Origin of the sequence: Sediminibacterium roseum, assembly GCF_009939005.1 — a bacterium.
GTDB classification, from domain to species: domain Bacteria; phylum Bacteroidota; class Bacteroidia; order Chitinophagales; family Chitinophagaceae; genus Sediminibacterium; species Sediminibacterium roseum.
The window spans coordinates 1383610-1410493 of record NZ_JAACJS010000015.1 but is presented as its reverse complement, the minus strand read 5'-3'; the positions used below and the strand labels follow the sequence as shown (position 1 = coordinate 1410493).

Annotated in this window: 21 protein-coding genes; 16 read left to right on the top strand and 5 right to left on the bottom strand. The window is 47.5% G+C overall.

Features of this window, described 5'->3' with window-relative positions; all coding sequences use genetic code 11:
* The first annotated feature begins 58 nt into the window (after positions 1 to 58).
* The 4 genes from nuoL to GWC95_RS17180 all read left to right on the top strand — a co-directional run bounded on the left by nuoL (position 59) and on the right by GWC95_RS17180 (position 6263).
* Positions 59 to 1990: an NADH-quinone oxidoreductase subunit L gene (nuoL, locus tag GWC95_RS17195; protein WP_161819942.1), complete on the top strand. Its 1932-nt coding sequence runs from the start codon at positions 59 to 61 to the stop codon at positions 1988 to 1990.
* A 25-nt stretch (positions 1991 to 2015) separates the two neighbouring features.
* Positions 2016 to 3449, top strand: a complete 1434-nt coding sequence (locus GWC95_RS17190) for a complex I subunit 4 family protein (RefSeq protein WP_161819941.1) — start codon at positions 2016 to 2018, stop codon at positions 3447 to 3449.
* A gap of 53 nt (positions 3450 to 3502) precedes the next feature.
* On the top strand, positions 3503 to 4891 hold the full coding sequence (locus tag GWC95_RS17185) for an NADH-quinone oxidoreductase subunit N (protein ID WP_161819940.1): 1389 nt from the start codon (positions 3503 to 3505) through the stop codon (positions 4889 to 4891).
* Positions 4892 to 4988: 97 nt separating this feature from the next.
* On the top strand, positions 4989 to 6263 hold the full coding sequence (locus GWC95_RS17180; RefSeq protein ID WP_161819939.1) for an ABC transporter permease: 1275 nt from the start codon (positions 4989 to 4991) through the stop codon (positions 6261 to 6263).
* Positions 6264 to 6313: 50 nt separating this feature from the next.
* Here GWC95_RS17180 and GWC95_RS17175 read toward each other — a convergent pair whose 3' ends face one another.
* Both GWC95_RS17175 and GWC95_RS17170 read right to left on the bottom strand, forming a co-directional pair.
* The gene (locus GWC95_RS17175) at positions 6314 to 7021 is read right to left on the bottom strand and encodes a carboxypeptidase-like regulatory domain-containing protein (RefSeq protein ID WP_161819938.1); all 708 of its coding nucleotides are present in this window, start codon (positions 7019 to 7021) and stop codon (positions 6314 to 6316) included.
* Between the two features lie 150 nt (positions 7022 to 7171).
* Positions 7172 to 9715 (bottom strand): zinc-dependent metalloprotease, encoded by a 2544-nt coding sequence (locus GWC95_RS17170; RefSeq protein ID WP_161819937.1) that lies wholly within the window; start codon positions 9713 to 9715, stop codon positions 7172 to 7174.
* 556 nt (positions 9716 to 10271) lie between these two features.
* Between GWC95_RS17170 and GWC95_RS17165 the strand changes: the two genes are divergently transcribed.
* The 6 genes from GWC95_RS17165 (at position 10272) to mnmE (ending at position 15889) form a co-directional block, all read left to right on the top strand.
* Entirely contained in the window at positions 10272 to 11135 is an 864-nt protein-coding gene (locus tag GWC95_RS17165; RefSeq protein ID WP_161819936.1) for a MotA/TolQ/ExbB proton channel family protein, read from the top strand.
* Positions 11136 to 11203: 68 nt separating this feature from the next.
* On the top strand, positions 11204 to 11854 hold the full coding sequence (locus GWC95_RS17160) for an ExbD/TolR family protein (protein WP_161819935.1): 651 nt from the start codon (positions 11204 to 11206) through the stop codon (positions 11852 to 11854).
* A gap of 33 nt (positions 11855 to 11887) precedes the next feature.
* A complete protein-coding gene (locus GWC95_RS17155) occupies positions 11888 to 12427 on the top strand; it encodes an ExbD/TolR family protein (RefSeq protein WP_161819934.1) in 540 nt (179 codons plus the stop codon).
* 41 nt (positions 12428 to 12468) lie between these two features.
* Positions 12469 to 13296, top strand: coding sequence for an energy transducer TonB (locus GWC95_RS17150; protein WP_161819933.1), 828 nt, complete (start codon positions 12469 to 12471; stop codon positions 13294 to 13296).
* Between the two features lie 279 nt (positions 13297 to 13575).
* Complete coding sequence (locus tag GWC95_RS17145; RefSeq protein ID WP_161819932.1) at positions 13576 to 14397, top strand: energy transducer TonB; 822 nt, start codon at positions 13576 to 13578, stop codon at positions 14395 to 14397.
* Between the two features lie 109 nt (positions 14398 to 14506).
* Entirely contained in the window at positions 14507 to 15889 is a 1383-nt protein-coding gene (gene mnmE, locus GWC95_RS17140; protein WP_161819931.1) for a tRNA uridine-5-carboxymethylaminomethyl(34) synthesis GTPase MnmE, read from the top strand.
* A gap of 656 nt (positions 15890 to 16545) precedes the next feature.
* Here mnmE and GWC95_RS19835 read toward each other — a convergent pair.
* The 3 genes from GWC95_RS19835 to GWC95_RS19825 all read right to left on the bottom strand — a co-directional run bounded on the left by GWC95_RS19835 (position 16546) and on the right by GWC95_RS19825 (position 17620).
* Positions 16546 to 16947: a hypothetical protein gene (locus tag GWC95_RS19835; protein ID WP_237722192.1), complete on the bottom strand. Its 402-nt coding sequence runs from the start codon at positions 16945 to 16947 to the stop codon at positions 16546 to 16548.
* Complete coding sequence (locus GWC95_RS19830) at positions 16904 to 17236, bottom strand: hypothetical protein (protein WP_237722191.1); 333 nt, start codon at positions 17234 to 17236, stop codon at positions 16904 to 16906. Before GWC95_RS19830 ends, GWC95_RS19835 begins: the two co-directional genes overlap by 44 nt.
* Positions 17237 to 17308: 72 nt before the next feature.
* Complete coding sequence (locus GWC95_RS19825; protein ID WP_237722190.1) at positions 17309 to 17620, bottom strand: type I restriction enzyme HsdR N-terminal domain-containing protein; 312 nt, start codon at positions 17618 to 17620, stop codon at positions 17309 to 17311.
* Positions 17621 to 18208: 588 nt separating this feature from the next.
* On the opposite strand from GWC95_RS19825, the gene GWC95_RS20005 reads away from it, so the two are divergent.
* The 6 genes from GWC95_RS20005 to GWC95_RS17105 all read left to right on the top strand — a co-directional run bounded on the left by GWC95_RS20005 (position 18209) and on the right by GWC95_RS17105 (position 26489).
* A complete protein-coding gene (locus GWC95_RS20005; RefSeq protein WP_161819930.1) occupies positions 18209 to 20065 on the top strand; it encodes a gliding motility-associated C-terminal domain-containing protein in 1857 nt (618 codons plus the stop codon).
* A 173-nt stretch (positions 20066 to 20238) separates the two neighbouring features.
* The gene (locus GWC95_RS17125) at positions 20239 to 20964 is read left to right on the top strand and encodes a glycosyltransferase family 2 protein (RefSeq protein WP_161819929.1); all 726 of its coding nucleotides are present in this window, start codon (positions 20239 to 20241) and stop codon (positions 20962 to 20964) included.
* 44 nt (positions 20965 to 21008) lie between these two features.
* Entirely contained in the window at positions 21009 to 22484 is a 1476-nt protein-coding gene (locus GWC95_RS17120) for a hypothetical protein (protein WP_161819928.1), read from the top strand.
* Positions 22485 to 22547: 63 nt separating this feature from the next.
* Positions 22548 to 24857, top strand: coding sequence for a DUF2339 domain-containing protein (locus GWC95_RS17115; protein ID WP_161819927.1), 2310 nt, complete (start codon positions 22548 to 22550; stop codon positions 24855 to 24857).
* A 228-nt stretch (positions 24858 to 25085) separates the two neighbouring features.
* Positions 25086 to 25598, top strand: coding sequence for a YMGG-like glycine zipper-containing protein (locus tag GWC95_RS17110; RefSeq protein ID WP_161819926.1), 513 nt, complete (start codon positions 25086 to 25088; stop codon positions 25596 to 25598).
* Between the two features lie 63 nt (positions 25599 to 25661).
* Positions 25662 to 26489 carry a M23 family metallopeptidase gene (locus GWC95_RS17105; protein WP_161819925.1) on the top strand — a complete coding sequence of 276 codons (828 nt, stop codon included), beginning with the start codon at positions 25662 to 25664 and terminating at the stop codon, positions 26487 to 26489.
* Positions 26490 to 26884: the final 395 nt, after the last annotated feature.

Below are 26884 nucleotides of genomic sequence, written 5' to 3'. Positions count from 1 at the left end.
GCCGATAAAAAATAGTAAACCAAAAGCGCTGAACGTTCAGCGTTAAGCACAATAGGGTATGAATAAATTAGTTTACCTGGTTCCATTGTTTCCACTGCTCGGATTTTTGATCAACGGGTTGGGAAGGAAATCAATGTCTAAGACACTGATCAGCATCATCGGCAGTGGTGCCATTCTCGCTTCTTTTGTGGTGAGCCTTTTCCTGTTCTTTGATGTAAAGGCACACGGTGGTTCCGTTAGCGTGCTGTTCGATTTTATCAGGACCGACGCTTTCAGCATTCCGTTTGCGTTCCAGGTTGACCAGTTGTCTTCTTTGTTCCTGCTCATTATTACCGGTATCGGTTTCCTGATCCACTTGTATTCTTCTGCCTATATGCACGAAGAAGAACCGCAGCATTTTGGCCGCTACTTTGCTTACCTCAACCTCTTTGTGTTTTCAATGCTGCTGCTGGTGATGGGTGCGAACTATGTGATCATGTTCATCGGTTGGGAGGGCGTGGGGCTTTGCTCTTACCTGCTCATCGGCTTCTGGTTCAAGAACAACAATTACAACTACGCAGCCCGCAAGGCTTTTGTAATGAACAGGATCGGCGATCTTGGTTTCTTACTCGCTGTATTCTGGCTGCTCTTTAAACTCGGCACGGTTACTTACCATGAAGTATTCACCGTTGCCAATATCGCAAAACTTACCTCGTTCGATATCGCTGCCATCACCACTTTACTGTTTGTGGGCGCTATGGGAAAAAGCGCCCAGATCCCTCTTTATACCTGGCTGCCGGATGCGATGGCCGGTCCAACCCCGGTGTCTGCACTCATCCACGCCGCAACAATGGTTACCGCAGGTATTTACATGATCGCGCGAAGCAATATCCTTTATACACTCGCGCCAACAACGCAAACACTCATCGCCATCATCGGCCTGGCAACTGCGATATTTGCGGCAACCATCGCGTTGAAACAGGATGATATCAAAAAAGTACTCGCCTACTCCACCGTAAGCCAGCTCGGCTATATGTTCCTCGGCCTCGGCGTTGGCGCCTATACCGGTGCGGTTTTTCATGTGATGACACATGCTTTCTTCAAAGCCCTGCTGTTCCTCGGCGCCGGTTCCGTGATCCATGCAATGCACCATGAACAGGACATACGCAAAATGGGCGGGTTGAAAAAATACATGCCCATTACGCACATCACCTTCCTGTTGGCTTGTCTTGCCATCGCGGGTATTCCTCCTTTCTCCGGTTTCTTTTCAAAAGACGAGATCCTGACGGCTTCTTATGGGGTTAGCCCGATCTATTATTACATTGGTGTGGCCGGTGCATTAATGACGGCATTCTATATGTTCCGCCTCTACACCCTCACCTTCCTCGGAAAATTCCGCGGCACGCATGAGCAGGAACACCACCTGCACGAGAGCCCCTGGCAGATGACACTGCCATTGATCATCCTCGCCATTCTTTCAGTAGCGGGTGGATGGATCGGAATTCCTGAAGTGTTTGCAGAACACGCGCACAGCCTGGAACATTTCCTTGCGCCGGTATTTGCAGAATCGGCAAAAATTGCGGGCGAACACCATCACCTCGAAGCCTCGCAGGAATACATGATGATGGGCGGAACCACCGTGCTGATCATCATTGCCATCGTAATTGCCGTAACAAAATTCAAAAAATACGAGAACACAGGCGCAGAAAATACCGGCATCGCAAAAGTGCTCGAGAACAAATGGTACGTGGATGAGCTCTACAATGCCATCATCGTAAACCCATTGAATGCATTGGCAGGGTTCTTCAAAAACATCGTCGAAAAAAGCGGTATCGATGGGTTGGTGAATGGTGTTGGGAGGATGATCAGCTACGGGTCAAGACAACTCCGTTTGCTGCAGAGCGGCCAGGTGGGCAATTACATACTTGTGATGGTATTGGCCATGGTTGTATTCTTTTTAATATGGTTCAACGATGTAACGATCGTTCAATTTTTCAATAAAATATTTTAAACTGCTGTTGCGATAAAGAAAAGATATGATCTCTGTTTCTCTCATATTGATACCGTTGATCACCGGCCTGGCCAGCTTCTTCTTAAACGGAGCGGGCGCGGCAAGAGCATGGTCATTGCTTGCTTCCCTGGTCACACTCGCTGTTGCAATAACGGGGATTTACTGCCTGCCATCCGCTAATCTTTACCACAACGTACCCTGGCTCGCCGAGCTCGGCAGCCGTTTCAGCGTATCGATGGATGGTATGGGCAAAATGCTTTGCCTGCTCACAGCCGTTTCTTTCCCTGTAATCTTTATTGCCGTTTACCGCAACGATTACAAAAACCCGGGCAGTTTTTATGGGTTGATGTTGCTTACGCAGGCCGGGCTGATGGGCGTGTTCCTCGCCATGGATGCCTTGCTGTTCTATTTTTTCTGGGAGCTGGCGCTGATCCCCGTTTATTTTCTCTGCTCGCTCTGGGGCGGCGAAAAAAGGATCGCAGTTACTTTCAAATTCTTTGTTTACACCTTCCTCGGCTCTTTGCTGATGCTCGCGGGAATATTGTATATCTATTTTCAAACCCCTGATCATTCTTTTGCGCTCAGTTCGTTTTACAGCGTGGTGCTCGGCGCCAAAGCGGAAAGCTGGGTATTCTGGTTGTTCTTCATCGCTTTCGCGATCAAGATGCCGGTGTTCCCGTTCCACACCTGGCAGCCCGATGCCTACGAGCAATCGCCTACCGCAACCACCATGGTGTTAAGCGGTGTAATGGTTAAGATGGGCATCTTCGCCGCGGTACGCTGGCTGCTTCCGGTTTTCCCGAATGCCTCGGTTCATTTTGCGGACTGGGTGATCATTTTGTCGGTGGTGGGTATGCTGTATGCATCGCTCATTGCCATCAGGCAGGATGACCTGAAGCGGATGATCGCGTATTCATCCATCGCCCACATCGGGTTGATGTGCGCTGCCATCTTCGCCCACAACAAAACAGGAATGGAAGGTGTGATGGTGCAGATGTTCAACCACGGCATCAACGTGATCGGTTTGTGGATCATCGCAGATGTTGTGGAGCAAAAAACCGGTACACGCAAACTCAGCGAGCTGGGCGGACTTGCACAAAAGGCGCCGGCACTGGCCATATTACTGGTGGTGATGGCCTTTGCAAACATCGCCCTGCCATTGACCAACGCGTTCATTGGTGAGTTCCTGATGTTCAACGGGCTGTTCCAGTACAATATATGGATGGCGGCAGCGGCAGGGGTGAGCGTGATACTCGCGGCCATCTACACACTCAACATGGTTCAGAAAGTATTGTACGGAAATACAAACGAGATCACCGCCAATGCAACAGAGATCGGTGGAAATGTGAAATGGATACTGGTGGCGCTGGCGCTCATCATCATCGCGCTGGGCGTATACCCGCAACCGTTGATCGACCTTACAAAAGATACTGTAAACGCAATAGTGGTTAACCGATAAATAAATTTTGTTTCCCCCACAGTATGGTTGGGGGGATAAGATCACGATAAGTTATGAATGCAATCATCGTTTCTGCTTTACTGGGTGTTGTCATGATGTTCAGTGGCATCATGTTCAAAAATAAATCTACCTACACGGCCATCGCTGTTTCAGGATTGCTGCTGCTGCTGGTTGCCAACCTGTTCCAGAGCTATGGCATTTTTGTGGTGCACGTAAAACGCACAGACCTGTTCAACTACGACCAGTTCGGGATGTATTTCAACACCATCGCCATCGCTGCCACCCTGGTGTATGTGCTGCTGAGCGGTAAGACCATCGAAAAAATGGGTGTGAATGTGGCCGACAGTTACGCGCTGATCTTTTTTGTACTCTGCGGTGTAACCATCCTCTCTTCATACAATGGGTTGCTGATGTTGTTCATCGGTATAGAGATCATGTCTATCCCTTTGTACATACTCACCGGCGCAGACAAAAGGAACCTCAAGAGCAACGAAGCATCTTTGAAATATTTTTTGATGGGTTCTTTCTCCACGGGCATCATGCTCATGGGTATTGCGCTTATCTACGGCGCAACAGGCAGCTTCCAGCTCGGCATCGATAAATCACTCGTTGCCGGCGGGCTCATACCGCACACTTCTTTTCTCGAGATTGCCGGTATGATATTGTTGTTCGTATCAATGTGTTTCAAAGTTTCAGCCGCGCCTTTCCATTTCTGGACACCCGATGTTTACGACGGTGCACCCGGCGTATTCACGTCCTTCATGGCAACCATCGTAAAAGCAGCGGGCTTTATCGCCTTCATGCGCTTGTTTGAACAGCATACACGCGCACTGGGCCCTACATGGCATATTTTACTGGGGTTTGTCATCATCGCAACGCTGCTCATCGGCAACATCACGGCCGTGTTCCAGCAAAGCGTAAAACGCATGCTGGCGTATTCGAGCATTGCACAGGCAGGATTTATGTTGTTTGCCCTGTATGGTGAGAACGACCTGTCTAAAGAAGGTATTTTGCTGTATGCCTCGGCTTACAGCCTGGCAACCATCGGCATCTTCTCGGTGCTCATCAAAATGAAAGATTACACGTTTGAAGGGTTCAACGGTCTTGCAAAAACACAACCGGTGCTTGCCTTGGCAACCACGGTTTGTTTGCTGTCGTTGTCCGGTATCCCGTTAACCGCCGGCTTCTTCGCAAAATATTACATGCTTGCTTCTGTAGTAAAGGCGGGCGGCCCTATGTGGCTGATCGTGGTTGCCGTATTGTTTGCGGCAGTAAGCGTATACTACTATTTCCGGGTGATACAGGCGATGTATTTCAAAGAAGGCGACGCAGAGGCAACCGAGGTAAGCGGCGCATACAAGATCGGGCTCCTGCTCGTGGCGGCGTTCATCATCTTTACCGGTTTGTTCCCGTCGTTTATACTGAACTGGTTCTATTTTTAAGGAACACGGATACTTTTAAGGAAAGAAGGCGGGAAGACGCGCCATCTTGTAACTTGTCTCCTTAATCTCCTATCTTTATGGAGAACAATTTACCTGCATGACCACCACCGATTCCCTCGTTCTCGCCTGGCGCACCGTACGGAGCAATAAACTGCGTACCGGTTTAACCGTTGCCATCATTGCATTGGGAATTATGGCATTGATCGGCATCATCACCGCCATCGGCGCCATGGAGCAGAGCCTCAAAGAAAGTTTTTCATCGATGGGCGCGAATGCATTCAACATCCGTTACAAAGAATCGCGGAACGGTTTCAACAACGGCAACGACGACATCAAGAAAAAACGACGTGGCCTGCGGGAGAAAAAGTCCAACCTCGGTAAACCCATCCGCGAAGAAGAAGCGGAACTTTTCAAAACCAATTTCAATTTCCCGGATGCGGTGGTAGCCGTTTACAGGCGGGGACCCGGCGCACAGGAAATTCATTACGAGGAAAAAAAGACCAACCCGCAGATCACTTTGTGGGGCGGCGATGAGAATTACCTGGTGGTGAACGGCTACTCTATAGAACAGGGCAGGAACCTCAACAGCCTCGATGTAACCAGCGGCCGCGCCGTTTGCCTGATGGGAAGCAATGTGGCCACGAAATTGTTTGGCGACAGGCCGGAAAAATGCATCGACAAGGTCATCCGCGTGGGAAGCCTGCCATACCGCGTGGTGGGACTGCTCAAAAGCAAGGGCTCCAGCGCCATGATGCGGCAGGATGATGTATTGCTCACCTCGTATACCAACGTTCGTAATTTCCAGAATTCCAATCCGTCTTACATGCTTGGTGTTATGGTAGGTAATGTTGCGCATCTCGATGTGGCAACGGAAGAGGCCACATCCGTTTTCCGCGCCGTGCGGAAACTGGAACCTACAGAAGACATTAATTTTGTGATCGAGCGCAGCGACAAGTTTGCCGAAATGTTCATCGGCTTCCTAGGAAGCATAACGGGCGCAGCCATTGCCATCGGGGGCATCACGCTCATCGGTTCTGCCATTTGTCTGATGAACATCATGCTCGTATCGGTAAATGAACGTACGAAGGAAGTGGGCCTTGTAAAAGCCATCGGCGGAAAGAACAGGAACGTGCGCCAGCAGTTTCTCTTCGAGAGCCTCATCATCAGCACGCTGGGCGCCGTGTTTGGAATTGCATCCGGGTTGCTCGTCGGCAACATAGCCACCATACTCTTGAAGACCAGCTTTGTGATCCCATGGCTATGGATCTTTATCGGCATTTTATTGTGCTCGGCGGTAGGATTGCTTGCAGGCATTTACCCTGCACTAAAAGCAGCAAGACTAAACCCGATCGTTGCACTCCGCTACGAATAGGCCATAAGAATGATGCATATCCTGAAACAACAGGGTTAATAAATCCTTATTTATTTACCGTGATAGATCTTGAGTTTATCATTGATGTAATACATAATATCAACCTCGCTGGTATTGCTTCTTAGCCACGCATTGGTTGGCCGGTATTGCTGCATAAAGTCGCGCAGCGCATCCCCTTTCAGGTTGGAGTATTTTGCAACGATTTCGGGTGAGAACCGGTAGTTGATGTAAGCCTGCACCTCGTTCGATTCAAAAAAATCAAAAGCGCGGCGTTTTGTTTTTTCCCTTTTCGAAAAACGGTCGAGGTTCAGTGCGATGCCCGCGCCTGAATTGGCCTGCGAAAAAGTGGGGATCTTGTATCCCACGGTGGATTGCAGGAACTCTGCGCGGCGTTCCATGCTGTCGAGCTGGTACCGGCTCATGCCTTTGGTGGTTACGGTAACATTGCCAAGACTATGCGCCAGCGGCGCGAGGTACAAGGCAATGGTATCTTGCAGTAAATATTGTTTGTTGAAATGGATCGTGTCGAAAAAATAACCAACCGCTGCAAACGACAATACATGGTTTTCTGCAACATCGATCCTGAACCGGCCGCTGGCATTGGTTACCACCGTTTTACCGGTATTGGTATTGGTAACGCTCGCTAACGCGATCGGCTCATTCGTTACACTATCGCGGAGGTATCCCCACCGTTCTTTTTTCTGGGCATGCAAAGAGAGGGTGGCGAATAACAACAAAGTACAGATCGCATATTTCATAAGCGAGGTTTATGCAAAGGTATAACATGAATGGGCTGTAAAACAGATCTGCAGCTTGTGTGCCGAATTTTAACATGAGTTTCCGTGGTTGCACAAAAAAAAGCTCCCGCAATTTGCGGGAGCTTTTTGGCTGTGATAAGATCCATGATCTTATTTAGGATCCAGTGCTTTCTTGATCCTGTCAGCAATATCCTGTAAGTGATATTTCGTCATCTTATCAGTTGAAGCGGCAGCAGCAGCCGAAGCTTCTGACTGCAGGCTTCTCAGGTGTCCTTTCGCAATAGAAGTAACATCTGTTGTTTTGGAAATACCTGTTGTGATAGAGATACCCGGAGCAAGTTGCTGCGTAACCGGCGGCGGAGGATTTCCGAGCGTGATCAGTTGCTCAACAAATTCTTTCTGCAGGTTTCTCCTGTAGTTGTCGATTGGTTTGCGTGAAGCGAGTTCGCTGAACACTTCCGACTGAACATCAGTAACAAGCTCATCGGCAGTATACGTACCTGCGCCAAAACGGTTTGCGCTGGTTGTTAAACGGCCCAGGCGCGTTCCATCGAGCAAAGATCTCAAAGTGCTCACCTGGAGCGTTTGAATTCTTTCAGTTGTTGCAGGTTGTGCAATTTTGTTGAGGATGTTTTTATCCAGCAACCAGGTTGGTGTTGCAAACAATTGTTTGTTGATGAATGAAACCGCATCTTTCTGAATTGCTTTTGGTGTTGGTTCGTAAACATCTCCCGGCTCTTCAATTGATTTGAATGTTTCGTAGATACCACCAACGTTGCGGCTCACATGGCCCATGTAGCGGCCGAACTGTCCGATAACCTGGCCATACATATCGCTCAGGTTCTCGTAATGGTCGCCTTCTTCTTTTGTCCACTCAGGAAGATTTGCCAACACGCGTTTCAGGTTCTTGATACCGTAATCGCTTGCTTTTACAGCATTGTCGCCAAGGTCTTCTGTTTGTGCGCGTGGATCGTTGCCACGGCCTTCGCCGCCAAACCACAGGCGTGGGTTACCGCCAATGTTCTTGATGATCCACTGGTTGTTGATCTTCATGTCTTTCTCAACATCGTTCTCACCAAGAAAACGGTATCCCCATTCGATCGCCCATTTATCGTAATCGCCGATGCGTGGGAACAATCCTTTTTCCGAGATATTGTCTTCAGGCTGCGCTACATAGTTGAAACGTGCGTAGTCCATGATAGATGCAGTATGGCCATTTGCTTCAACCCATGCTTTGTTGCGCAGGTTTTCCACAGGCGTTTTGCTGCTGCTTCCCATGTTGTGGCGCAGGCCAAGGGTATGGCCCACTTCGTGTGATGATACAAAACGGATCAACTGGCCCATCAGCTCATCATCGAATTTCATTTTTCTTGCTTTCGGATCTACCGCTGCGGTTTGCACCATGTACCAGTCGTGAACCAGTTTCATTACGTTGTGGTACCAGCCGATATGGCTCTCGAGGATCTCTCCACTGCGTGGATCGTGTACCTGCGGCCCGTATGCGTTCTCGATATCGGAAGCGAAATAACGGATCACAGAGTAACGTGCATCTTCAAGGCTCATGTTCGGATCGTTTGGCCATTCTTTACCAACGATCGCATTTTTCCATCCTGCTTTTTCAAAAGCTACGTTCCAGTCGTTGATACCATCGATCAATGGTTTAACCCATTGTTTCGGTGTGGCCGGGTCGATGTAATAGATGATCTGTTTGGCGGGCTCTACCAGTTCGCCGCGGAAATATTTCTGAAGGTCCTCCGCTTTTGGCTCGAGCCTCCATCTTACTGCAAAGGTCTGGTTGTCTACTTTCTGCTGGTCATCGCTGTACACCGTAAAACGGTCTGCGAAGAAACCTACCCTTGAATCAAACAAACGGCGGTACATCGGCAGTTTAGGAAGAAGCAACATAGAAGTGTTCAGCTCCACGGTAACAGCGCCTGCTGCACGTCCTGCAGGAAGCGAACTGCTGCCCGGCGTACCAGGAAAACCACCTGGGGCGCCTGCTGAAGCAGAATAGGTTTTCACCGTTCTGATCTCGGTGTTGATCGGGAATGTGTTGATGCTTTGGATGTAAGACCTGTCGCTCGCAAGCGCCTGCAACCCAAACTGGCGTTTTGCGCCGGCGTCTAAAGCGATGAGCTGGTTATCGCTCTTGAAGAAATCGGTTACTTCAAAAACATAGCTCGCAGAATCCTTGCCGTATGCCGCGATCGGGAATGCAACAGCGATCGGGTCGAGGTAAGAATTGGCAACGGCCTTGGCGATACGTGTTGTAGAATCAGCGGTGCTGATCAGTGCAACCACGCGTACAAAGAGATTGTTGCTCGGCCCTCTTTCAAAGCGGATGCTTTGCTCGTTCACTTGTTCACCACCATACTGGCCGCCACCGCCCGGTACTTTTGAAAAGCGGGTTACGGTGAGGATCTCACGGCTCAACAAAGTATCGCCGATCTCGAAGTAATACTTGTCTTCTACTTTGTGCACCGTAAACAGCCCTTTTTTGGTAACTGCTTTATCGGTGATCACTTCCTTGTAAGGCCTTGGCTTTCCGGCCGCAGCCGCGCCGCCCAGGCCGGGGAACGCACCCGCGCCTCTCGGAACCCCACCTACCGGGGCAGGTGCAGGGTTGGTTGTGTCTCTCTGCGCAAAACCGGCTGTAGTAGCCATCAGCGCGAGGATGAGTAATTGTTTTTTCATAATACAGTATAAAATAGTGTTGAATAATTTTTAAAGATAAGGGTCTCTCCGAAAAACCCCTCTTATTTTATTACCAATGTTACCAATGGTGAAAAGGCGAAATAAGTCGGTGAAAAGAGTTGGGGCGCTTTGGTTTGATGCAGTATCTTGGCACTTCTTAAAAACCCAGGCGGGAAGTACGAAGTACGAACGGATTTCGTAATTCAAAGTTCAGCTTTGTCGAAGTTCTTTGGTAGCAAAACGGCAGGCCCGGAAAAGCACGAAAGCAAAATGTAAGGGCCAGGAAAAAAACAGAGATCCGTAACCCCGGAATCTGTATCCCGGAGGACCATTTGAACCCTGGTTTCCGGGGCGTTAAAACCCCATTAAAAACACACCCAAAGGATAACAAAAACTAAATTGGCGCCTTTCAATAAAATAGTTATTTTGTAAGCCACTTTTTTACTTTTTTGAAATATTGTTTTGTTTTTTCAACACAATTTTCAGTAGAATTGCGGAAACAAACATTTTTTTTAAATCAACTGTAATTTTTAAAAAACCAAAAATCAATTGAATCATGGCTGAAACAAAACCCACTGCAGCTGCTGCGGTAAAAAGCCCGTCTCCTGCACACGCTAAAAAGAGCGGTAATTCTATTTCATGGCTCGCGCCGCTTTTGTGTATCATTCTCGGGTACGTTATCTGGCGTTTCGTGATCGGTGCTCCCGGCAACTTTACACAACCTGATCCGAACGGAGGTTTCTGGCCTGATCATAAAGGACCTAAAGGTACTTTCACTAAAATGTACGAGGGTGGTATCATCGTACCTATCCTGATCGGATGTGCATTAACGGTTCTTACTTTCTGTATCGAAAGGCTCCTCACGGTTTCACGTGCAGCCGGTACCGGAAGCATCGCTGAATTCGTTCGCACCGTGCAGTTCCACCTGGCTAATAAGGAAGTGGACAAAGCGCTGGCTGCCTGCGACAAGCAAAAAGGTTCTGTAGGTAATGTGATGAAAGCAGGACTGAAAAAATACAAAGAAATGATCACCAATACAGAGCTCAATACAGAGCAGAAAGTATTGAATATCCAGAAAGAAGTGGAAGAAGCAACGGCGCTTGAACTGCCAATGCTCGAGAAGAACCTCGTGTTCCTGTCAACCATCGCCTCAGTAGCAACCCTTTTGGGTCTGTTGGGAACGGTAATGGGAATGATCAAATCGTTCTCTGCACTCGGCCAGGAAGGTGGCGGTGATGCGGCACGTGCACTCTCTGAAGGTATCTCTGAGGCCCTGTTTAACACGGCATTGGGTATCGGTACTTCGGCGATCGCGATCATCATGTACAACGTGTTTACAACGCGTATCGACGGTATTACTTATGGTATTGACGAGTCAGGTTTCACTTTAACACAAAGTTTTGCCGCTAACTACAAATAATCGCAGGATTGTTTATGGAAAGTGCGAAGATTTGAATCTTATAATGTGAAATTCTTAAATCAATAACAATGGGTAGAGCCAAATTACCTCGTAAGAGTACCAGCATCGACATGACAGCCATGTGCGATGTGGCCTTTCTGTTGTTGTCATTCTTTATCTTAACAACGAAATTCAAGCCCTCGGAGGCCATCGCTGTTACGATCCCTAAATCTGTGGCGGCGAAAGTGGCCCCGCAGAAGGATTTTGTAGAGATAATCTTTGACAAGGACGGCAAAGTGTTCCTTACGATGGATGACGAACAAAAAAAGGAAAGCATAGCCAATGCGCTGAACAGTACCCGTAATCTCGGCATAGACGTACAGAAGTTCAAAACGGCGCTGTTCATCGGCGCTCCGTTTGAGCAACTGAAATCATACCTGGAAACACCTGAAGACCAACGCAAAGGAAACCTGTTGCCAGGGATCCCGGTGAAGGATTCTTCTAATAACCAGTTGATTACGTGGATGACCCTGGTCCGCGATGCATACCAGGGCGGGAAAGCCCCGAACATCCTTGTAAAAGGAGACAACGCGGCCAAGTTCCCGGCGTTCAAAAGTGTGATTACGGCGTTCAAGAAGAACGACTTCATGAAATTCCAGATGATCACCAATCCTGAAGGCGTGCCTGTAGGAACGGATCTCTGGAAGAAAATGCAGGCTGGAGAGAAAAGGGAAGAGTAAACAAATTGCTAATTAAAACTAAATTCTACCGACATGGCAGAAATGGATACCTCCGGCGGAGGCCATAAGAAAGGTCCTGGGGTCAAGAAGTCGAAGAAATTATCGACACGGGTTGACTTGACACCGATGGTGGATCTCGGCTTCCTGCTGATCACGTTTTTCATTTTCACCACAACCATGAGCCAGGCCACAGCGATGAAGCTGACCTTGCCCAAGGACGTAGATAATCCTGAAGATCAGAACAAGGCGAAACAGTCGGGTGTAATTACCGTTCTCATGGGAAAAGACAATACTGTTTTTTACTATGAAGGAGAACTGGATAATACGGCATCCAACTTCAAATCGTCCAATTTTCACGATATCCGCGATGTGTTGATGCGTAAAAAGTCAACCGTGAGAGAACTGAAGGATTATGTGGTAATCATCAAACCTTCAAAAGAATCAACTTACAAAAACCTGGTAGATATCCTTGATGAAATGACGATCACGGTGTCAACACGCTACGCGCTTGTAGATATCACCGATATCGAAGAGCAGCTCGTGGCGAAGTCGGCCGCGCAGGCGTCGAACTAAAATCGAATTTTTATCATCGTTACTAACAAAAGTTTTTAATCATGGATGCAAACAAAATCAAATCAGCAGATATCCTCGATATCCTTTTTGACGGAAGGAACAAGGAATATGGTGCGTATGATCTCCGCAAAACGTACAACAAAAGGATCCGTTATTCCATTATCGGGATGATCACCCTTTGTGCGCTTCTTTTCGTGGGCTCGATCATTGCGAACAACGCCCCGAAAGAGAAAAAAGCGGAGGTTGTGGTTGATATGGAGCTGGCCAAGGTAGACGAGGCTAAAAAGCCCGAACCACCGCCACCACCACCACCACCAAAGCAGGAACCGCCAAAAGTGGAAATGGCAAAATTCACCCCTCCGAAAATCGTGAAGGATGAAGAAGTTAAGCCCGAAGAGGAGATCAAAGAAGTAGAAAAACTGGAAGATACCAAGATCGGTACCATTAACCAGGAAGGTGCGAAAGACGAAGGTATCGTTGCCCCGCCGCCTGAAAAAGGAACCGGTGTGGTGGAAGCGCCAAAAGTGGAAGAAGACTACGATAAAGTATTTACCGTGGTTCAGATCCCAGCTTCATTCCCGGGTGGTGCCTCGGCATGGATCAAATACCTCGAGCGCAACCTGAACAGGGACGTTCCGAACGACAATGGTGCGCCTCCGGGCAAATACACCGTGATCGTATCTTTCATCGTAAGCAAGACCGGCGCCATCAGCGATGTAGTTGCTGAGAACGACCCGGGTTACGGTACAAAAGCGGAAGCCATCAGGGCCATCCAGAAGGGGCCAGCCTGGACACCAGCCGTTCAGAACGGTAGGAATGTGATCTACAGGCACAAACAAAGTATCACCTTCCAGGTGTCGGAAGATTAGGACTCAGCTGTTGCTGCGCGCCTTACGATCCGCGCTTTGAATAATTCATTACTAAGAGCCACGCATTGATTGCGTGGTTCTTTTTTTGCGCATAGGGCGGCCTTGAAATACATCGAACACGATCCTTGGTAGGAGTTCTGTAATGCAAGGCAATGCTCATCATCCCGGCGTTCACCAGCCAAGCCGCAGCGGTGTTATGGAATTTCTGCAAAATATTCTCACCGGAAACGCATGTGGATTTTTTCGTGTTCGCGGATCATAATAGTAAAACCTACTATTATGGAAAAGACAAACATTCTTACAGCAGATCTCCTCGACATCCTGTTCGATGGACGCAACAAGAATTATGGCGCGTATGAACTCCGCAAGAGTTACGACAAACGCATCCGCTATGCGATCGGGGGAACCTTCGTGGTGTGCCTGCTTTTGGTGGTTGGTTCGCTGCTGGCAGGCGATCAGAAAAAGCAGGCCGTGGAAACTTCGGTGGTTGTAGAACTTGAAAATGTAAAACAACAGGAAGAAGAAAAGATCGAACCGCCGAAAGAAAAACCAAAGGAGCTTCCACCGGTAGAAACCGTAAACGCAACGCCACCCAAAATTGTTAAGGACGAACTTGTAAAACCGGACGAACAGATAGCCGAAGTAGCCAAGCTCGACGATGCAGCGATCGGTACGATCAACATTACCGGTGAGAAAGACCCCGACGTGATTGCGGCGCCGGTTGAAAAAGAAACGGGTGTCGGCAAGAAATCATTGAGAGAGGAGCCCGATGAAAACAAGATCTTCATCACCGTGCAACAGGAAGCGCAGTACCCCGGTGGCATGGAAGCCTGGAGAAAGTTCCTCGAACGCAACCTCAACCGCGACGTTCCCGGTGACAATGGCGCACCTGTGGGAAGCTACAAGGTTGTTGTTTCGTTTGTTGTGGACCAGGGCGGCTATCTCAGCGAGATCCGCGCAGAAAATGATCCAGGTTACGGCACAAAAGAAGAGGCCATAAAAGCCATCCAGAAGAGCCAGAAATGGATCGCCGCCGTTCAGAACGGGAGAAACGTGAAATACAGGCAACGACAGACCATCACGTTTATGGTTAATGAATAGCGTGTACATTGGGTAAAAGGGTTGAAGAAAAAGACCATCCGCCCTTTTACCCATTAACCAGGCTTGAAACACCGTACGCCTCCTGCCCACCGTTCACTATCTTTGCAAAATGCTTGGACAACTCTCCGGATGGGACGACACAATTGTAGCACTGGCCACACCGCCGGGCATCGGTGCCATTGGTGTGATCAGGGTGAGCGGGAAAGAAACCTTTGCCGTGCTCAACGCCATGTTTCCTTCGAAAGACCTTGCCAAACAGCCATCGCATACCATACAGGTTGGTTTTTTGTACGATGGGGAAAAGATGCTCGATGAAGTGGTGTTGTCGCTCTTCCGCGGCCCACGCTCTTATACGGGGGAGGATGTGATAGAAATCAGTTGTCATGGTTCGCCGTTCATACAGGAGAACATCATCCAGGCCATCACTGCAAGAAATGTGCGCATTGCCAAACCGGGCGAGTTTACACAACGTGCGTTTCTCAACGGCAAGCTCGATCTTACGCAGGCAGAGGCCGTTGCCGACCTGATCGCAAGCAATACGGAAGCGAGCCGTAAAACGGCGCTGCACAGCATGCGCGGCGGCTTTTCATCCGACCTGCACCAGCTGCGCGAACAGCTCATCCGTTTTTCGGCGATGATTGAACTGGAACTTGATTTTTCGCAGGAGGATGTGGAGTTCGCAGATAGGTCGCAGCTCACTGCGCTCATCAACCAGCTTTCACTTTCCACGCACCGGCTCATCAGTTCCTTTCAATTGGGAAATGTGATCAAGAACGGTGTGCAGGTGGCCATCATCGGTAAACCGAACGCAGGTAAATCGACCCTGCTCAACACCTTGCTCAACGAGAACCGCGCCATCGTAAGCGATATTGCCGGAACAACCAGGGACACGATCGAAGAAGTGCTCAACATCAACGGCGTGCTGTTCCGCCTGATCGATACCGCGGGCATCCGTGAACATACACAGGACAAGATCGAGAGCATAGGCGTAGAGCGCTCCTACGAAAAAATGCGCGCCGCAAACGTGGTCGTGTACCTGTTTGACGTGAACGAGATCAGCGCAGCGGAATTACGGAACGTGGTGAATGGTTTTGAAGCAGAGAACATACAGTACATCCTCATCGGCAACAAGACCGACGGCAACGAAGCCGCCGCGAAACAAAAGTTTGCGGACTTCGCCAACATCATCTACATCTCCGCCAGGGCCAATACGAATATAGACGCGCTCCGAGAGGCCCTTGTTTCCAAAGCGATCAAAGGCGATCTCAATACCGAATCCACCATCGTAACCAACGCGCGGCATTACGATGCCCTGCGCAAACTCAGCTCCGCCCTTGCCGATGTGCAACGCGGCCTCGAAGACAAAGTGCCCGGCGATCTCCTCGCCTTAGACATCCGCCAATGCCTGCATTACCTCGGAACCATTACGGGGCAGATTACGAATGAGGATCAGTTGGATTTTATATTTAGTAAGTTTTGTATTGGGAAGTAGCCCGGCTAACTGTTCATGCACGTTTTATGGCGTTTATATTCATTATCAGTGAGTTTCATTAGCCGATAGTTGCCTTTTCTTGCCTTTGTTAGCCAATTAGTTGTGACTATTTCGGTTACTACTTTTATTTCGTAACAGATTTAGGAAGTGGGGGATGAATTATGGGTAACAATGATACGGTATGATACGCAATGATGCATAAGTGAACAGTGTATGAGGTTGCAATATTGCGTTTTGCAATCAATGCATACATGTTAAAATAAGTTTGGATAAGTCAAGTTTTGTTTGCATTTTAGTATTCCTCTATATTGTCTTGTTTGATGCTTTCAAAAAAATAATTTTGTTCATTGACAATCTGATAAATGCTAAATAGGAAAATAATCAAGCCGAAAAGGGCAATGAACTTATATAAATTATCTGTCGGTATTTCGGGTGTTTTAAACATCTAGGATTATCAGTTTTTCAATTCGGTGTGCCTAAACTACCTGCCACCAACGTTAAAGGCTTTGCGAAGGTTGGGCATTCTGTGATCCAATTGCTGGCTTGGCCACTAAACCCCGATTAGCTAAAGCCAAATTACAAAAGTCGATTAGAATTCCCACAGCTGATGGGCCATAATCGCCCAACTTTTGCAAAACCAATGTTGTAGGCAGTCTTTACTTCTCGTAATTTGAAGCAGTAGTCAGCAATTCGCTTTTGTATTTGTATATATCGTCTAATGTATCAAGCAATTTTCTTTCTCCGTTCTCTTTTCCATTGTTAAATAGTTCTATGTACTTGTTTGAAGAATTAAAATGCAGTCTACATAGTGGCTTACGATTATTGTCGTCTAGTAATACACCAAAGTATGACTGAGTATCTCTGAAAGAAATTCTTTTAGCTGGAAGTATCTCACGCAAAATTGCCTTTACTATCTGCGACCCTTCCATTTCTTCCTCTGTGGTAATTAGCTTAACAGCATCGGAATTTTCATCAATTGCAACTATTTGTTCTTCATCTTTCGAAGGAATAGCGTCATTGATGCTTAAAGCATTTTTTAACCTGAAGTTTATATTCATTAATAGAGCCAGAGAATGCTTTTTTGGAATATTCCCTGAAAGTGGCAAGCCTAGAGGAAGTTAGAGGTTTGTCGAAAAATCTACTAACTAAAAGCTTGATTAAATCATCAGACGGGTTTTGTATTTCCTTCTCGAATTCATTTCGGATTGCCTTAATATATTTGAGTGCTTCGGCTGAATCTAAAATTCCTTCAAGGTTGTATCCGTTTTTCGTGAAGTTTTCTAAAATTTTTAAATTTGAATCCTGCAAGTTAGAAAGATCTAAAGTGAAAAATGGCTTTTCATCCATTATATTGGGTTTCGCCAAGTCCGCATAGAAATTATAAACCCCTCCGTTAGTAAGAACGCCAAAACGAGCTTTTTAAACGTGGTAGTATCGATGAAGTTGTGAATTGTGTGCATCAGCATTTTCTTTCCAATGTTTGCACTCAATTATCAAAATAGGCTCGTTGTCTTTTTTTATAACGTAATCCACTTTCTCACCTTTTTTTGTACCAATATCACATATAAATTCGGGAACTACCTCAGTTGGATTGAAGATGTCATAGCCAAGAATTTGTATGAAAGGCAGCACAAACGCGTTTTTGGTTGCTTCCTCGGTATTAATTTGGTCTTTTAATGAGTCTACTCTTTGATGAAGCTGCTCAAGTTTCAACTTTAAGGTTGTGTCCATTATTGTTTGTTTTGGTATGTATATTTAGTGTGTCCGATAGATTGCCTACAACGTTATAGGCTTTGCGAAGGTTGAGCCATCCTTGATCCCACTGCTGCCTTGTCCACTACAAACCCGATTAGCTAAAACCAAATTACAAAACCCGAAAACCCTGAGTAATTGATTTCGGCTATTTCTAAACGTACGGATACCCAATGCCGCCCAGAGATTTTTTCACGCTCCGCGTACTACAGTCACAGAAATGTGAGTGTAACAACAATAAAAACACGAATCACTGCGGTAAAATACGCCGTAAAAAACACGGAAGCCTGGAGGGGGGATTTGTTTAGGCACTTCAAGATAATCGACCGGAACGGTATTTCATAATTTTTTAGACGATTTCATTACGATGGAATAGCCGGGTGCCGCCGATAAATCCCGTCAGTATTCCTTATATTTAAAACACCCATGCGCCACCAACTCCTTAAACACTGCTTAATAGGGGTCTTGCTGACCTGCTTGATAGCTAACCGTCTGTCAGCACAGATCATATTTTTAAGCACCGAAACAAAAGGGCTGTTCTCAGTTGACATGGGGAACAATTTCAAGGTGGAGAATATATCCTCCGTAAAAAACTGGGACATCGGCAGCATCGCATTGTACCGCGACAGCCTTTATTTCCTCGACAAAACCACCCATACCCTGCACAGTGCCGTGCTCGATCCCGTGTCTCCCAAGAAAACCGATCTGCTTCCTTACATTCCAGGTGGCGCGAATACGTTAACTGTAGACAACAACGGCGTGTTGTGGGCCTTCGAAAACAGGTACAAGCACCTGTACAGGACCAGCACTGTATTTTTTTCAGGGTACACCACGAACCTTCCTTTTACGCCATCGGGTGATATGGTTTTTTACAAGGGCAAACTCTACCTCAGTGCCGACGAGGGCATCGTTGAAGTAACCAAGGACTTCTTGTTAACGGGCACGTCGGTGATCATACCCACCAACGGCCGTGTGTTTGCAGGCCTGGTAAACGTGAGCGAAAACTGCGCCGGCAACCGTGTTTATGGCGTTGAAACCATCGGAACCACCACGCACCTGGTGGAGATCGATATCGATAACAAAAAGATTGGCAATATCCGTGCATCGTTCAGTCTTGAGGATGACAAAGTATTCGATGCCGCCAGTTACAATGAAACCGGTGAACAGCCTTTTATCCTTGCAAAGACCATCAGCATCACACCCATCTGCTTCCCCCAAACCGATACCCGCATCGCATTGCATGCCTATACCGCTGAAGGCGATTCAGGCATCAGTTATACGTTAACGCATGGAAACGAAATAAAACAGGCGCTCAACAGGAAAGGACCCATAACCTTCAACGAACCCGCAACGCCCGGTACCTGGAACCTGCAGATCAAAAGCAGCAATGGTTGCAGGATCGATACCGCCGTGGAAATTTACCCGCCGGGAAAAGTAGTAGCCACCATCGCGTCGATACAGGCAGATACCTGCGCAAGGTCTACCGGCGGTGTAATAGTACAAACAACAGAAGGAAAAGCACCTTTACACTTCGAGATCAGCGGTTTGCCCGTAAGCGCATCGCCAAAGATCACGGGGTTGCAGGCGGGACAGTATAAACTGAAAGTGAGGGACAGCACGCAATGCACCACAGAAGAATTGCCGTTCACCATCGCCGCATATTCCATTTCCGACCCGGTCTCTGATATTGCAATCGTTCCGGGTTCGGTGTGCGCACAGAATGGTGAAATAACAGTGTGGTACCACGCTTCGGCGGCGATCGACAGTCTCAGGATCGACAACGGAAATTTTGGCACAAAAAATCATTTTACAAACCTACCGCCAGGTGCGCACAGGGTGCAACTGAAAACCGGTAACTGCATTTACGACACGCTGGTGGTTGTTCCCGTTTCAACTGCGGTGCCTGTGATCGATTCTTTCATAACCCACAACATCTGCCTGGGAACGGGAAACATCAAAGTTGTCGTTTCGGGTGCAGAGGGCCCTTATCGTTTCGAGGTGGCGGGCGGGATGTATAATTCAGGGATTGAAGTAAGGAACATGTCTTCGGGCACACACGCGGTAAAAATTTTCAACGCGGCCAAATGCCTGGTTGATTCCTTTGCTTTCAGCATACCGCAGAAAGGAGATTGCGATACGCTGCAGGCCATCTACGTTCCATCCGCCTTCACGCCAAACGGTGATGGTAAGAACGATATCCTCAAACCTTTGAAAAACCCGCTGGGCAAAGTGTCGCATTTTGTGTTCCGCATTTACAACCGGCTCGGGCAGGTGGTGTTCGAATCCAGCTCCGTGGGAACGGGTTGGGATGGCAGTTACAGGAACATCCCGCAACCCATGGGCACTTATGTCTGGATGTTTGAGGCTACCCAGGGCGATGGCAGGAAGATGATTTTTTCAGGAACAACGGTATTGATCAGGTGAGCGCTGAAATTTTTTGTGTAAGCGGGACCAGGCCGCCATGTGTTTTTTTTAAGAAGAAGCCTGATGCAATGAGCCGCGTGTTCATTTGAAACGGACTTGCCGTCAAAACAAAAAAATCCGCTTCGTTACATATTCAATCCCAACTTAACAAAAATCCCACTACTTTTACTCCAATGCCCCAGACCCTCTACATCATATTACCTGCTTACAATGAATCGGCCAACATCGAATCCGTTGTGGCGCAGTGGCACCCCGTGGTGGAGAAGATCGGTGGCAACAGCAGGCTGCTCATCATCGATGATGGCAGTAAAGACGATACCTATTCCAAAATGCTCGAACTGGGTAAGAGATATCCTTACCTCGAAGCCATCACCAAACCCAATTCAGGCCATGGAAGAACGCTGCTGTTTGGTTACAACCTGGCGCTCGAAAGAAATGCCGACTGGATCTTTCAAACCGATTCTGACGGGCACACCGACCCCAACGAGTTCCAGGCGTTCTGGGAGAACCGCAACGAATACGATTTCCTGATCGGCGTTCGCAACAACAGGCAGGACGGAAGCAGCAGGGTGTTTGTTACCAAAGTTCTGAAACTTGTGCTCCTGGCCACTTTCGGCGTGAGCGTTCCGGATGCCAATACACCATTCAGGCTCATCAATGCAGCAACGCTCCGCAAATACCTCGGGTTGATACCGGCGGATTCTTTTCTTTCGAATGTGGTGATGTCAACATTGATCGTAAAAGACAAGGTTCCCGTAAAATGGATCCCGATCACTTTCAAACCAAGGCAGGCGGGTAAAAATTCGATCAACCTGAAAAGCATAACAAAGATCGGCCTCAAGGCGATCAGGGATTTCAGGCAGATCAAGAAAAGCTATGAGCGATCGAAAAGACCGTGATGGTAACGGCAACACGGCAGCGATCATTCTTCCAACACAACCGTATGAACAAACTGCTTTACTTTCTCATCATTGTCGTTTTCGCCGGCTTCGTTGTTCAGCGTGCCTTCAACCCGTTTGAGGAGGACCAGAAGATATTTTTCGCTTCGGCCAATATTTCCAATGCATCTGCCAAACATTTCCCCGGTAACGTACTCGAAACATTTGAACTCAAACCTTTTTACAACAGGGCCGTTTATTACGGCATTTACAAACTTGCACAACCGCTCCATCTCTGGGAGAACAAATACAGTTTTATTGTTGCGGTTCAAATGATCTTCCTTTCGTTCCTTGTTCTGGGGGCCTATCTTTTTTCCAGGAGCCACAATGCGTCTGTAAAAAACCAGTGGAAATTGTTTTTCATCACTTCCATTTTCCTGGTCACGGCGGGATCGGATTCGTTCATGCAGGCCGAGCACCTGGCCATCGGTTTGTTGTTGTATGCGGTCTTCTTTTTGTCGCAGCAAAAACTTGTATTCGATATTATTGCAGGGATCCTGTTGGGGTATGTGGCCGGGTTAAAAGGCATCACCCTTCTGTACGCAGGAGCGGTGCTTGTTTTTTCTTTTTTTTATTTCAGGAAAAGCAATTACTGGATCGTATCCTTAGCGCTTGTGATCGTATTCGGAACTTCCATTCTCATCAGCTGGAAAGAACTGGAAACTGCCAAACTGCTCCAGGGCAATGGGCTCAACCTGCGCCGTTTCTTTGATTATTTCAGGATCACTTACCGGTTTGTATGCATAGACCAGGCCTATATGTTGTCGCTTGTATGTTGCCTGGTTCTGATCGTGTTGGTATGGATCAAAAACAAAAAAGACAAACCACTTTTTTGGAAATTTATTTTTCCTGCGGCGCTTATGTTTGCGCTCGTGGTTCCTACGGTGGTGCTGCAGGTCGGTTTTTCTTATCATTATTTTGGATTGCTGTTGTTCCTGTTGCTGCTCACCAGGAGCGTGCTTCAGTTTGAGGGCACGGCGTATTTTGCGATGCTCAAAAAGTTTATCGACCTGCGTATTGCATTGCCTGCGCTGTTGATGTACCTGTTCTTTTCCACGCCGGTGATCAGTCATTCTAAAAACGTGATGCAATACAACCTATCCAATTTCAGGTCCGAGATCGCCGTGAACGATTCGATCAGCAAAATAATTCCAGCCGGCGAGCGCGTTCTTTTTTTAACGGACGGGGTGCTTAATTTTTACAGCAGGAACCCATCGGCGTGTTACGAGTTCTTCCCCATCACCATCAACAGGCTGATGCCAAAATATCCGTCGATCCCTGTAAAATTAAAACCGCGTTACGAGGCAACTTTGTCGTGTATCAAAAACTTTACAGGCAATTACATTGTGCTGGGCGAGAACTGGCTCCCGAAAGAAAAATACCCGGGCGTTTATCCCGATTCAAATTATGTAGCGGTTGCCAACCTGCGGTCGGTTCAACGGACTTATCTTGTTTACAAACGAAGAACAAAAGAACAATAATGATACCCACTAAATTCTAATTATTAATTGCTAATTAGTAATCAGTAATCAAAGGTTCCGCTTATGGACGATAACAGTAACGATAAACTCGATTCACTGGAGCATACACTCAGGACCCTCCGTTTTCAACAACAGAGGATCGACAGGGAACTTGACCGTGTGAGCGCTGAAATAGAATCGTTGAAGAAAAATACTGCTGCTACGCCATCTGCCGATCCTGTTGAAGCACCGGATACCATACAAGCTGCTGGTGAAACAATCCATACTACCGTTCCTGCGAAGCCTGTTTTTGCGAAGAAGATCGTTTCCCAAACATTTACGCCACATGTAAGGGTATCCGGGAAAAAACTGGAAGACCTCATCGGCACCAATATCATCAACAAGATCGGGATACTGATCACCGTGGTTGGCGTTTTTATCGGTGTAAAATATGCGATCGATAAAGAACTGGTCAGTCCGGCGACGCGCGTTGTTTCGGGATATGCACTGGCCATTGGTTTACTCGCCATCGCCAAAAAACTCAAAACAAAATACCACGATTTCAGCTCGGTCATCATGAGCGGCGGTGTAACCATCCTTTATTTCATCACTTTTATAGCGTATGATTTTTATGACCTTTTCCCGCAGGGCGTTGCATTTTTTCTGATGGTGGCCACCACCGCCCTCGCAGTGTGGATGGCGCTTTGGTACAACAGGAAGATCATCGCGCTGCTCGGGCAGGTTGGTGCCTACGCAGTTCCGTTTTTGTTAAGCGACGGAAGTGGAAAAGTATTGGTGTTGTTTGCTTACGTGTCCATCATCAATGGCGGGTTGCTGGTGCTCTCGGTAAAGAAAGACTGGAAGCTCATTTACCGGAGCGCGTTTGCAATAAGCTGGCTGATCTTCCTGTTGACCATCACCATCGAACACGTGCAGAAGGATCATTTTGCATTGCAGTTTATTTTTTTAACGTTGAACTTCCTGGTCTTTTACGCCGCGTTCCTGTCGTATAAGATCCTGAAAAAAGAAATGTACCAGCTCGGGGAAATTGTGGTATTGCTGATCAATGCATTTGTGTTTTTTCTCATCGGGTACCAATTCATTTCACATTCATTCGCTAACCAAACCTATCTAACCATTTTTACGCTTGCCAATGCAGTGGTGCACCTGGCGGTGGGTTTGTGGATACGAAGGATGAGACTGGTAGATGCCTCCGTTGTGGTATTTGTTCTGGGGCTTGGCATTTCCTTTATAACCATTGCCGTACCCATCGCTTTTTCAAATACATGGATCACGATGTTATGGGTGATGGAGGCTACTGTATTGTGTTTCATCGGCTACCAGGAGAAAAGAAACCTTTACCTCCTTGCTTCGTTCTCGCTGGTGGTATTAACGCTGATCAGTTTGCTGATGGACTGGAGCACGCATTCCCAGGTTCTTTTTCGCACAACAATGCCACAAGCAGTAGAAACAGCGTTTGCAAACATCGATTTTGTAAATGCAACACTCGTGTGTGGTTGTCTTGCGGCGATGAGTTGGATCGCCGTAAAGAACAGGAATGCGGTAACCGAATGGACAGGTTATTTTTTCAGCATGGTTCTGCCGGTGTTGTTCATTGGCCTGTTGTATATAAATATTTTGATTGAGCTCGATCTCTGGTGGCTTGGCGATTACATCAGCCATCACTATGTGCAGGCTGCTAATTTTCAGACGTTGTGGGTACTGATCTACAGCATGCTTTATGCAGGCGCCTGGTTGTTCCTCAATCAGAGGTATATGCGAAAGAGCAGTATCACGGTGCTGATGGCCGTTGTGTCTGTTTTCTGCATGTTTGGTTTGTTTACGGAAGGATTGAACGCGATCGGCTGGATCAGGGAATCTTACCTTCAGCACCACACGGGGCGGCCCTTGGCTATGCTGGGCATACGGTACATGTGTTTTGCGGCTGTGGCACTACTGCTCGCCGCGCTTAAGAAAAACCAGCTTGCATTTTTCAATTCCCTGGTTTCGGCGCGGGCTTATTCAATGCTGTTCAACATCGCTTTGCTCACGGTTATCTGTAACGAATTTGTGCATTGGATGGATGTAATGGGATACAACAACCAATACAAACTGGGGTTGAGCATCATCTGTGGATTATATGCGCTGGTGCTTATTGCGATCGGGATCCTCAGGAAAAGAAAACACCTGCGCATCGCGGCGATGGTATTGCTTGGATCAACCTTGCTCAAATTGTTCTTTTACGACCTGGCATCGCTTTCAACCATTTCTAAAACGATCGTCCTGATCATACTCGGTATTATTTTATTGGTGGCTTCTTTTCTGTACAACAAATTCAAGCATACGCTTTTTGAGGAGCCTGCGGAAGAAAGGACCGGTGGCGGATCAAGGTAAAGGCAAGCGTTACAGGTTCCATCCAGTGGCCTTTCGTTCAAGGGAGTTCCTAAGAATGTCTACTGTGAAGTTTACTCTCTGCGTGTTAAATAATTCCCCAAAATCATTTTTAATTCCCCAGAATGGGAATTTCTTAATAAAGATTTATACGGCAATACCCGTTACTGGCACGATTGTTTTATAGGAACAGTAATGAATGTAAATTTTTACAAACCTAACACGAAGTATATGAAAAAGTTATTAATGGTGCTCAGTATCACGGCGGTATTTGCCGCGTGTAACAACAAGCCTGATAATACGGCTACTGTAGATACAGTTGCCGTTAAACAAAGGGCTATTGCCGAAGAACAGGCCAAGGCTAACGAGGCAGCGCGACTGCAGGCCCTGGAGAATGAACGTGCCAACCTGGCCGCAGAACGCAACCGTTTGGCTGCAACAAGAAGAAGGGTTGCTAATTCAGGCTCTTCGTCCTCATCTTCAAATGTAGGTGGAACTACCACAACGCCTGCCACAGGTTCGGGTACGGCTACAGAAGCCCCGGCTAAAAAAGGTTGGAGCGATGCCGCGAAAGGAACAGCGATTGGTGCAGCCGCCGGTGCGATCGGTGGTATGCTGATCGATAAGAACGATGCGCGCGGAGCCATTATTGGTGGTGTGGTTGGTGCAGGCACCGGTTATGTGATCGGTCGTGCAAAAGACAGGAAAACCGGCCGTGTGCAAAAAAAGCCAACGGATAATTAAGAAGTATTTTCTGGTATGAAATATGAATAGAGAAAAGCGCAGTGTAACAACTGCGCTTTTTTTATGATCCAACGATACATGCGGACGGCTGTAACTTTTATACTGGTTTTCTTTTCTTTTTCGGTTGCTGCGCAACGCAACCTGAGGATCTTTACCGAGAAGGAAAACGATGTAACCGTTTTTTATGCAAGCAATGAGGAGTACTGCCCGGTTTCGGTTGAGATCACGCTCACGCGCGATAACCTGTCTACCACCGGTTTTTCCGACGGTGTATTCGTGGTTCCGGAATACGCACAGCGGTTCAGGTTGTTCAGCCTGACGGGTATACGCCCGCGCCGCAAAACATCTTACTCCTACACCTACCGAGCCGTATTTGGTGATGTGAAACAGGTGAGTTACGACAGTGTTTTCCGCTACGATCTGCCCTTCAAAAAAGGCGCGAAGTACCGCATCGAACAGGGCTATAATGGCCGATTTACGCACCTCGGCGAAAATTCGCTTGATTTTAACCTCCCGGAACGATCGCAGGTGCGCGCCGCCAGGGAAGGAGTGGTGATTGATGTGGTTCAGAGCTTTACCGCCACCTGCCTCCGGGAAGATTGCAAGGCAATGGCCAATCACATCCTTATTTACCATGCCGACGGAACCATAGCCGAGTACAGCCACCTCGCCTTCAACGGCGCCAGGGTGGCGGTGGGCGATTCTGTAAACAAGGGCGACCTGATCGCCCTGAGCGGAAGCACCGGTTATGCCCGGGGCCCGCATCTCCATTTTATCTGCTACCTGCCGGGATTCGGTTCACCGAGATCTGTCAAAACAAAGTTCCGGACCGGCAAGGGCGCCACGGCCGCTTACCTTGTAGAGAATTCTGTATACCAGAAAAATTATTAAAATTCAGTAGAACTACGCAAACCGGATTTCAGGAAATCATCCTTCTAAAATTTATATCTGTAATTTATTACAAATCAAATGGTTGCAATTGAAATAGTTTCAATTGCAACCATTTTTTTGCTGCTTTCATAGTCGATTGTAGTGATTAACCCACACTTCGTGCGACTAAAAACACATTAATTTTTCGAAAAACTGTAGGTGAATTACTACAAAGTCTATAATATTGTTAACCGGATTTAACAGCTTGTGGCTGTAATCCTGCACAAAACAGAAGAAAAGTGCGCGCGTATTGTTTGTTGATGTGAGAAGCGCAGTAAAAATATAAAACGGCTGAAACCCTTTACCATCAAGCGTTCCAGCTGTGTCGAGAATAGATTCTTAAAAGTATTACGCCA

Coding starts and splice junctions, on each gene's coding strand:
- nuoL (WP_161819942.1), top strand. CDS start 59: ATGAATAAATTAGTTTACCTGGTTCCATTGTTTCCACTGCTCGGATTT.
- GWC95_RS17190 (WP_161819941.1), top strand. CDS start 2,016: ATGATCTCTGTTTCTCTCATATTGATACCGTTGATCACCGGCCTGGCC.
- GWC95_RS17185 (WP_161819940.1), top strand. CDS start 3,503: ATGAATGCAATCATCGTTTCTGCTTTACTGGGTGTTGTCATGATGTTC.
- GWC95_RS17180 (WP_161819939.1), top strand. CDS start 4,989: ATGACCACCACCGATTCCCTCGTTCTCGCCTGGCGCACCGTACGGAGC.
- GWC95_RS17175 (WP_161819938.1), bottom strand. CDS start 7,021: ATGAAATATGCGATCTGTACTTTGTTGTTATTCGCCACCCTCTCTTTG.
- GWC95_RS17170 (WP_161819937.1), bottom strand. CDS start 9,715: ATGAAAAAACAATTACTCATCCTCGCGCTGATGGCTACTACAGCCGGT.
- GWC95_RS17165 (WP_161819936.1), top strand. CDS start 10,272: ATGGCTGAAACAAAACCCACTGCAGCTGCTGCGGTAAAAAGCCCGTCT.
- GWC95_RS17160 (WP_161819935.1), top strand. CDS start 11,204: ATGGGTAGAGCCAAATTACCTCGTAAGAGTACCAGCATCGACATGACA.
- GWC95_RS17155 (WP_161819934.1), top strand. CDS start 11,888: ATGGCAGAAATGGATACCTCCGGCGGAGGCCATAAGAAAGGTCCTGGG.
- GWC95_RS17150 (WP_161819933.1), top strand. CDS start 12,469: ATGGATGCAAACAAAATCAAATCAGCAGATATCCTCGATATCCTTTTT.
- GWC95_RS17145 (WP_161819932.1), top strand. CDS start 13,576: ATGGAAAAGACAAACATTCTTACAGCAGATCTCCTCGACATCCTGTTC.
- mnmE (WP_161819931.1), top strand. CDS start 14,507: ATGCTTGGACAACTCTCCGGATGGGACGACACAATTGTAGCACTGGCC.
- GWC95_RS19835 (WP_237722192.1), bottom strand. CDS start 16,947: ATGAATATAAACTTCAGGTTAAAAAATGCTTTAAGCATCAATGACGCT.
- GWC95_RS19830 (WP_237722191.1), bottom strand. CDS start 17,236: ATGGATGAAAAGCCATTTTTCACTTTAGATCTTTCTAACTTGCAGGAT.
- GWC95_RS19825 (WP_237722190.1), bottom strand. CDS start 17,620: ATGGACACAACCTTAAAGTTGAAACTTGAGCAGCTTCATCAAAGAGTA.
- GWC95_RS17125 (WP_161819929.1), top strand. CDS start 20,239: ATGCCCCAGACCCTCTACATCATATTACCTGCTTACAATGAATCGGCC.
- GWC95_RS17120 (WP_161819928.1), top strand. CDS start 21,009: ATGAACAAACTGCTTTACTTTCTCATCATTGTCGTTTTCGCCGGCTTC.
- GWC95_RS17115 (WP_161819927.1), top strand. CDS start 22,548: ATGGACGATAACAGTAACGATAAACTCGATTCACTGGAGCATACACTC.
- GWC95_RS17110 (WP_161819926.1), top strand. CDS start 25,086: ATGAAAAAGTTATTAATGGTGCTCAGTATCACGGCGGTATTTGCCGCG.
- GWC95_RS17105 (WP_161819925.1), top strand. CDS start 25,662: ATGATCCAACGATACATGCGGACGGCTGTAACTTTTATACTGGTTTTC.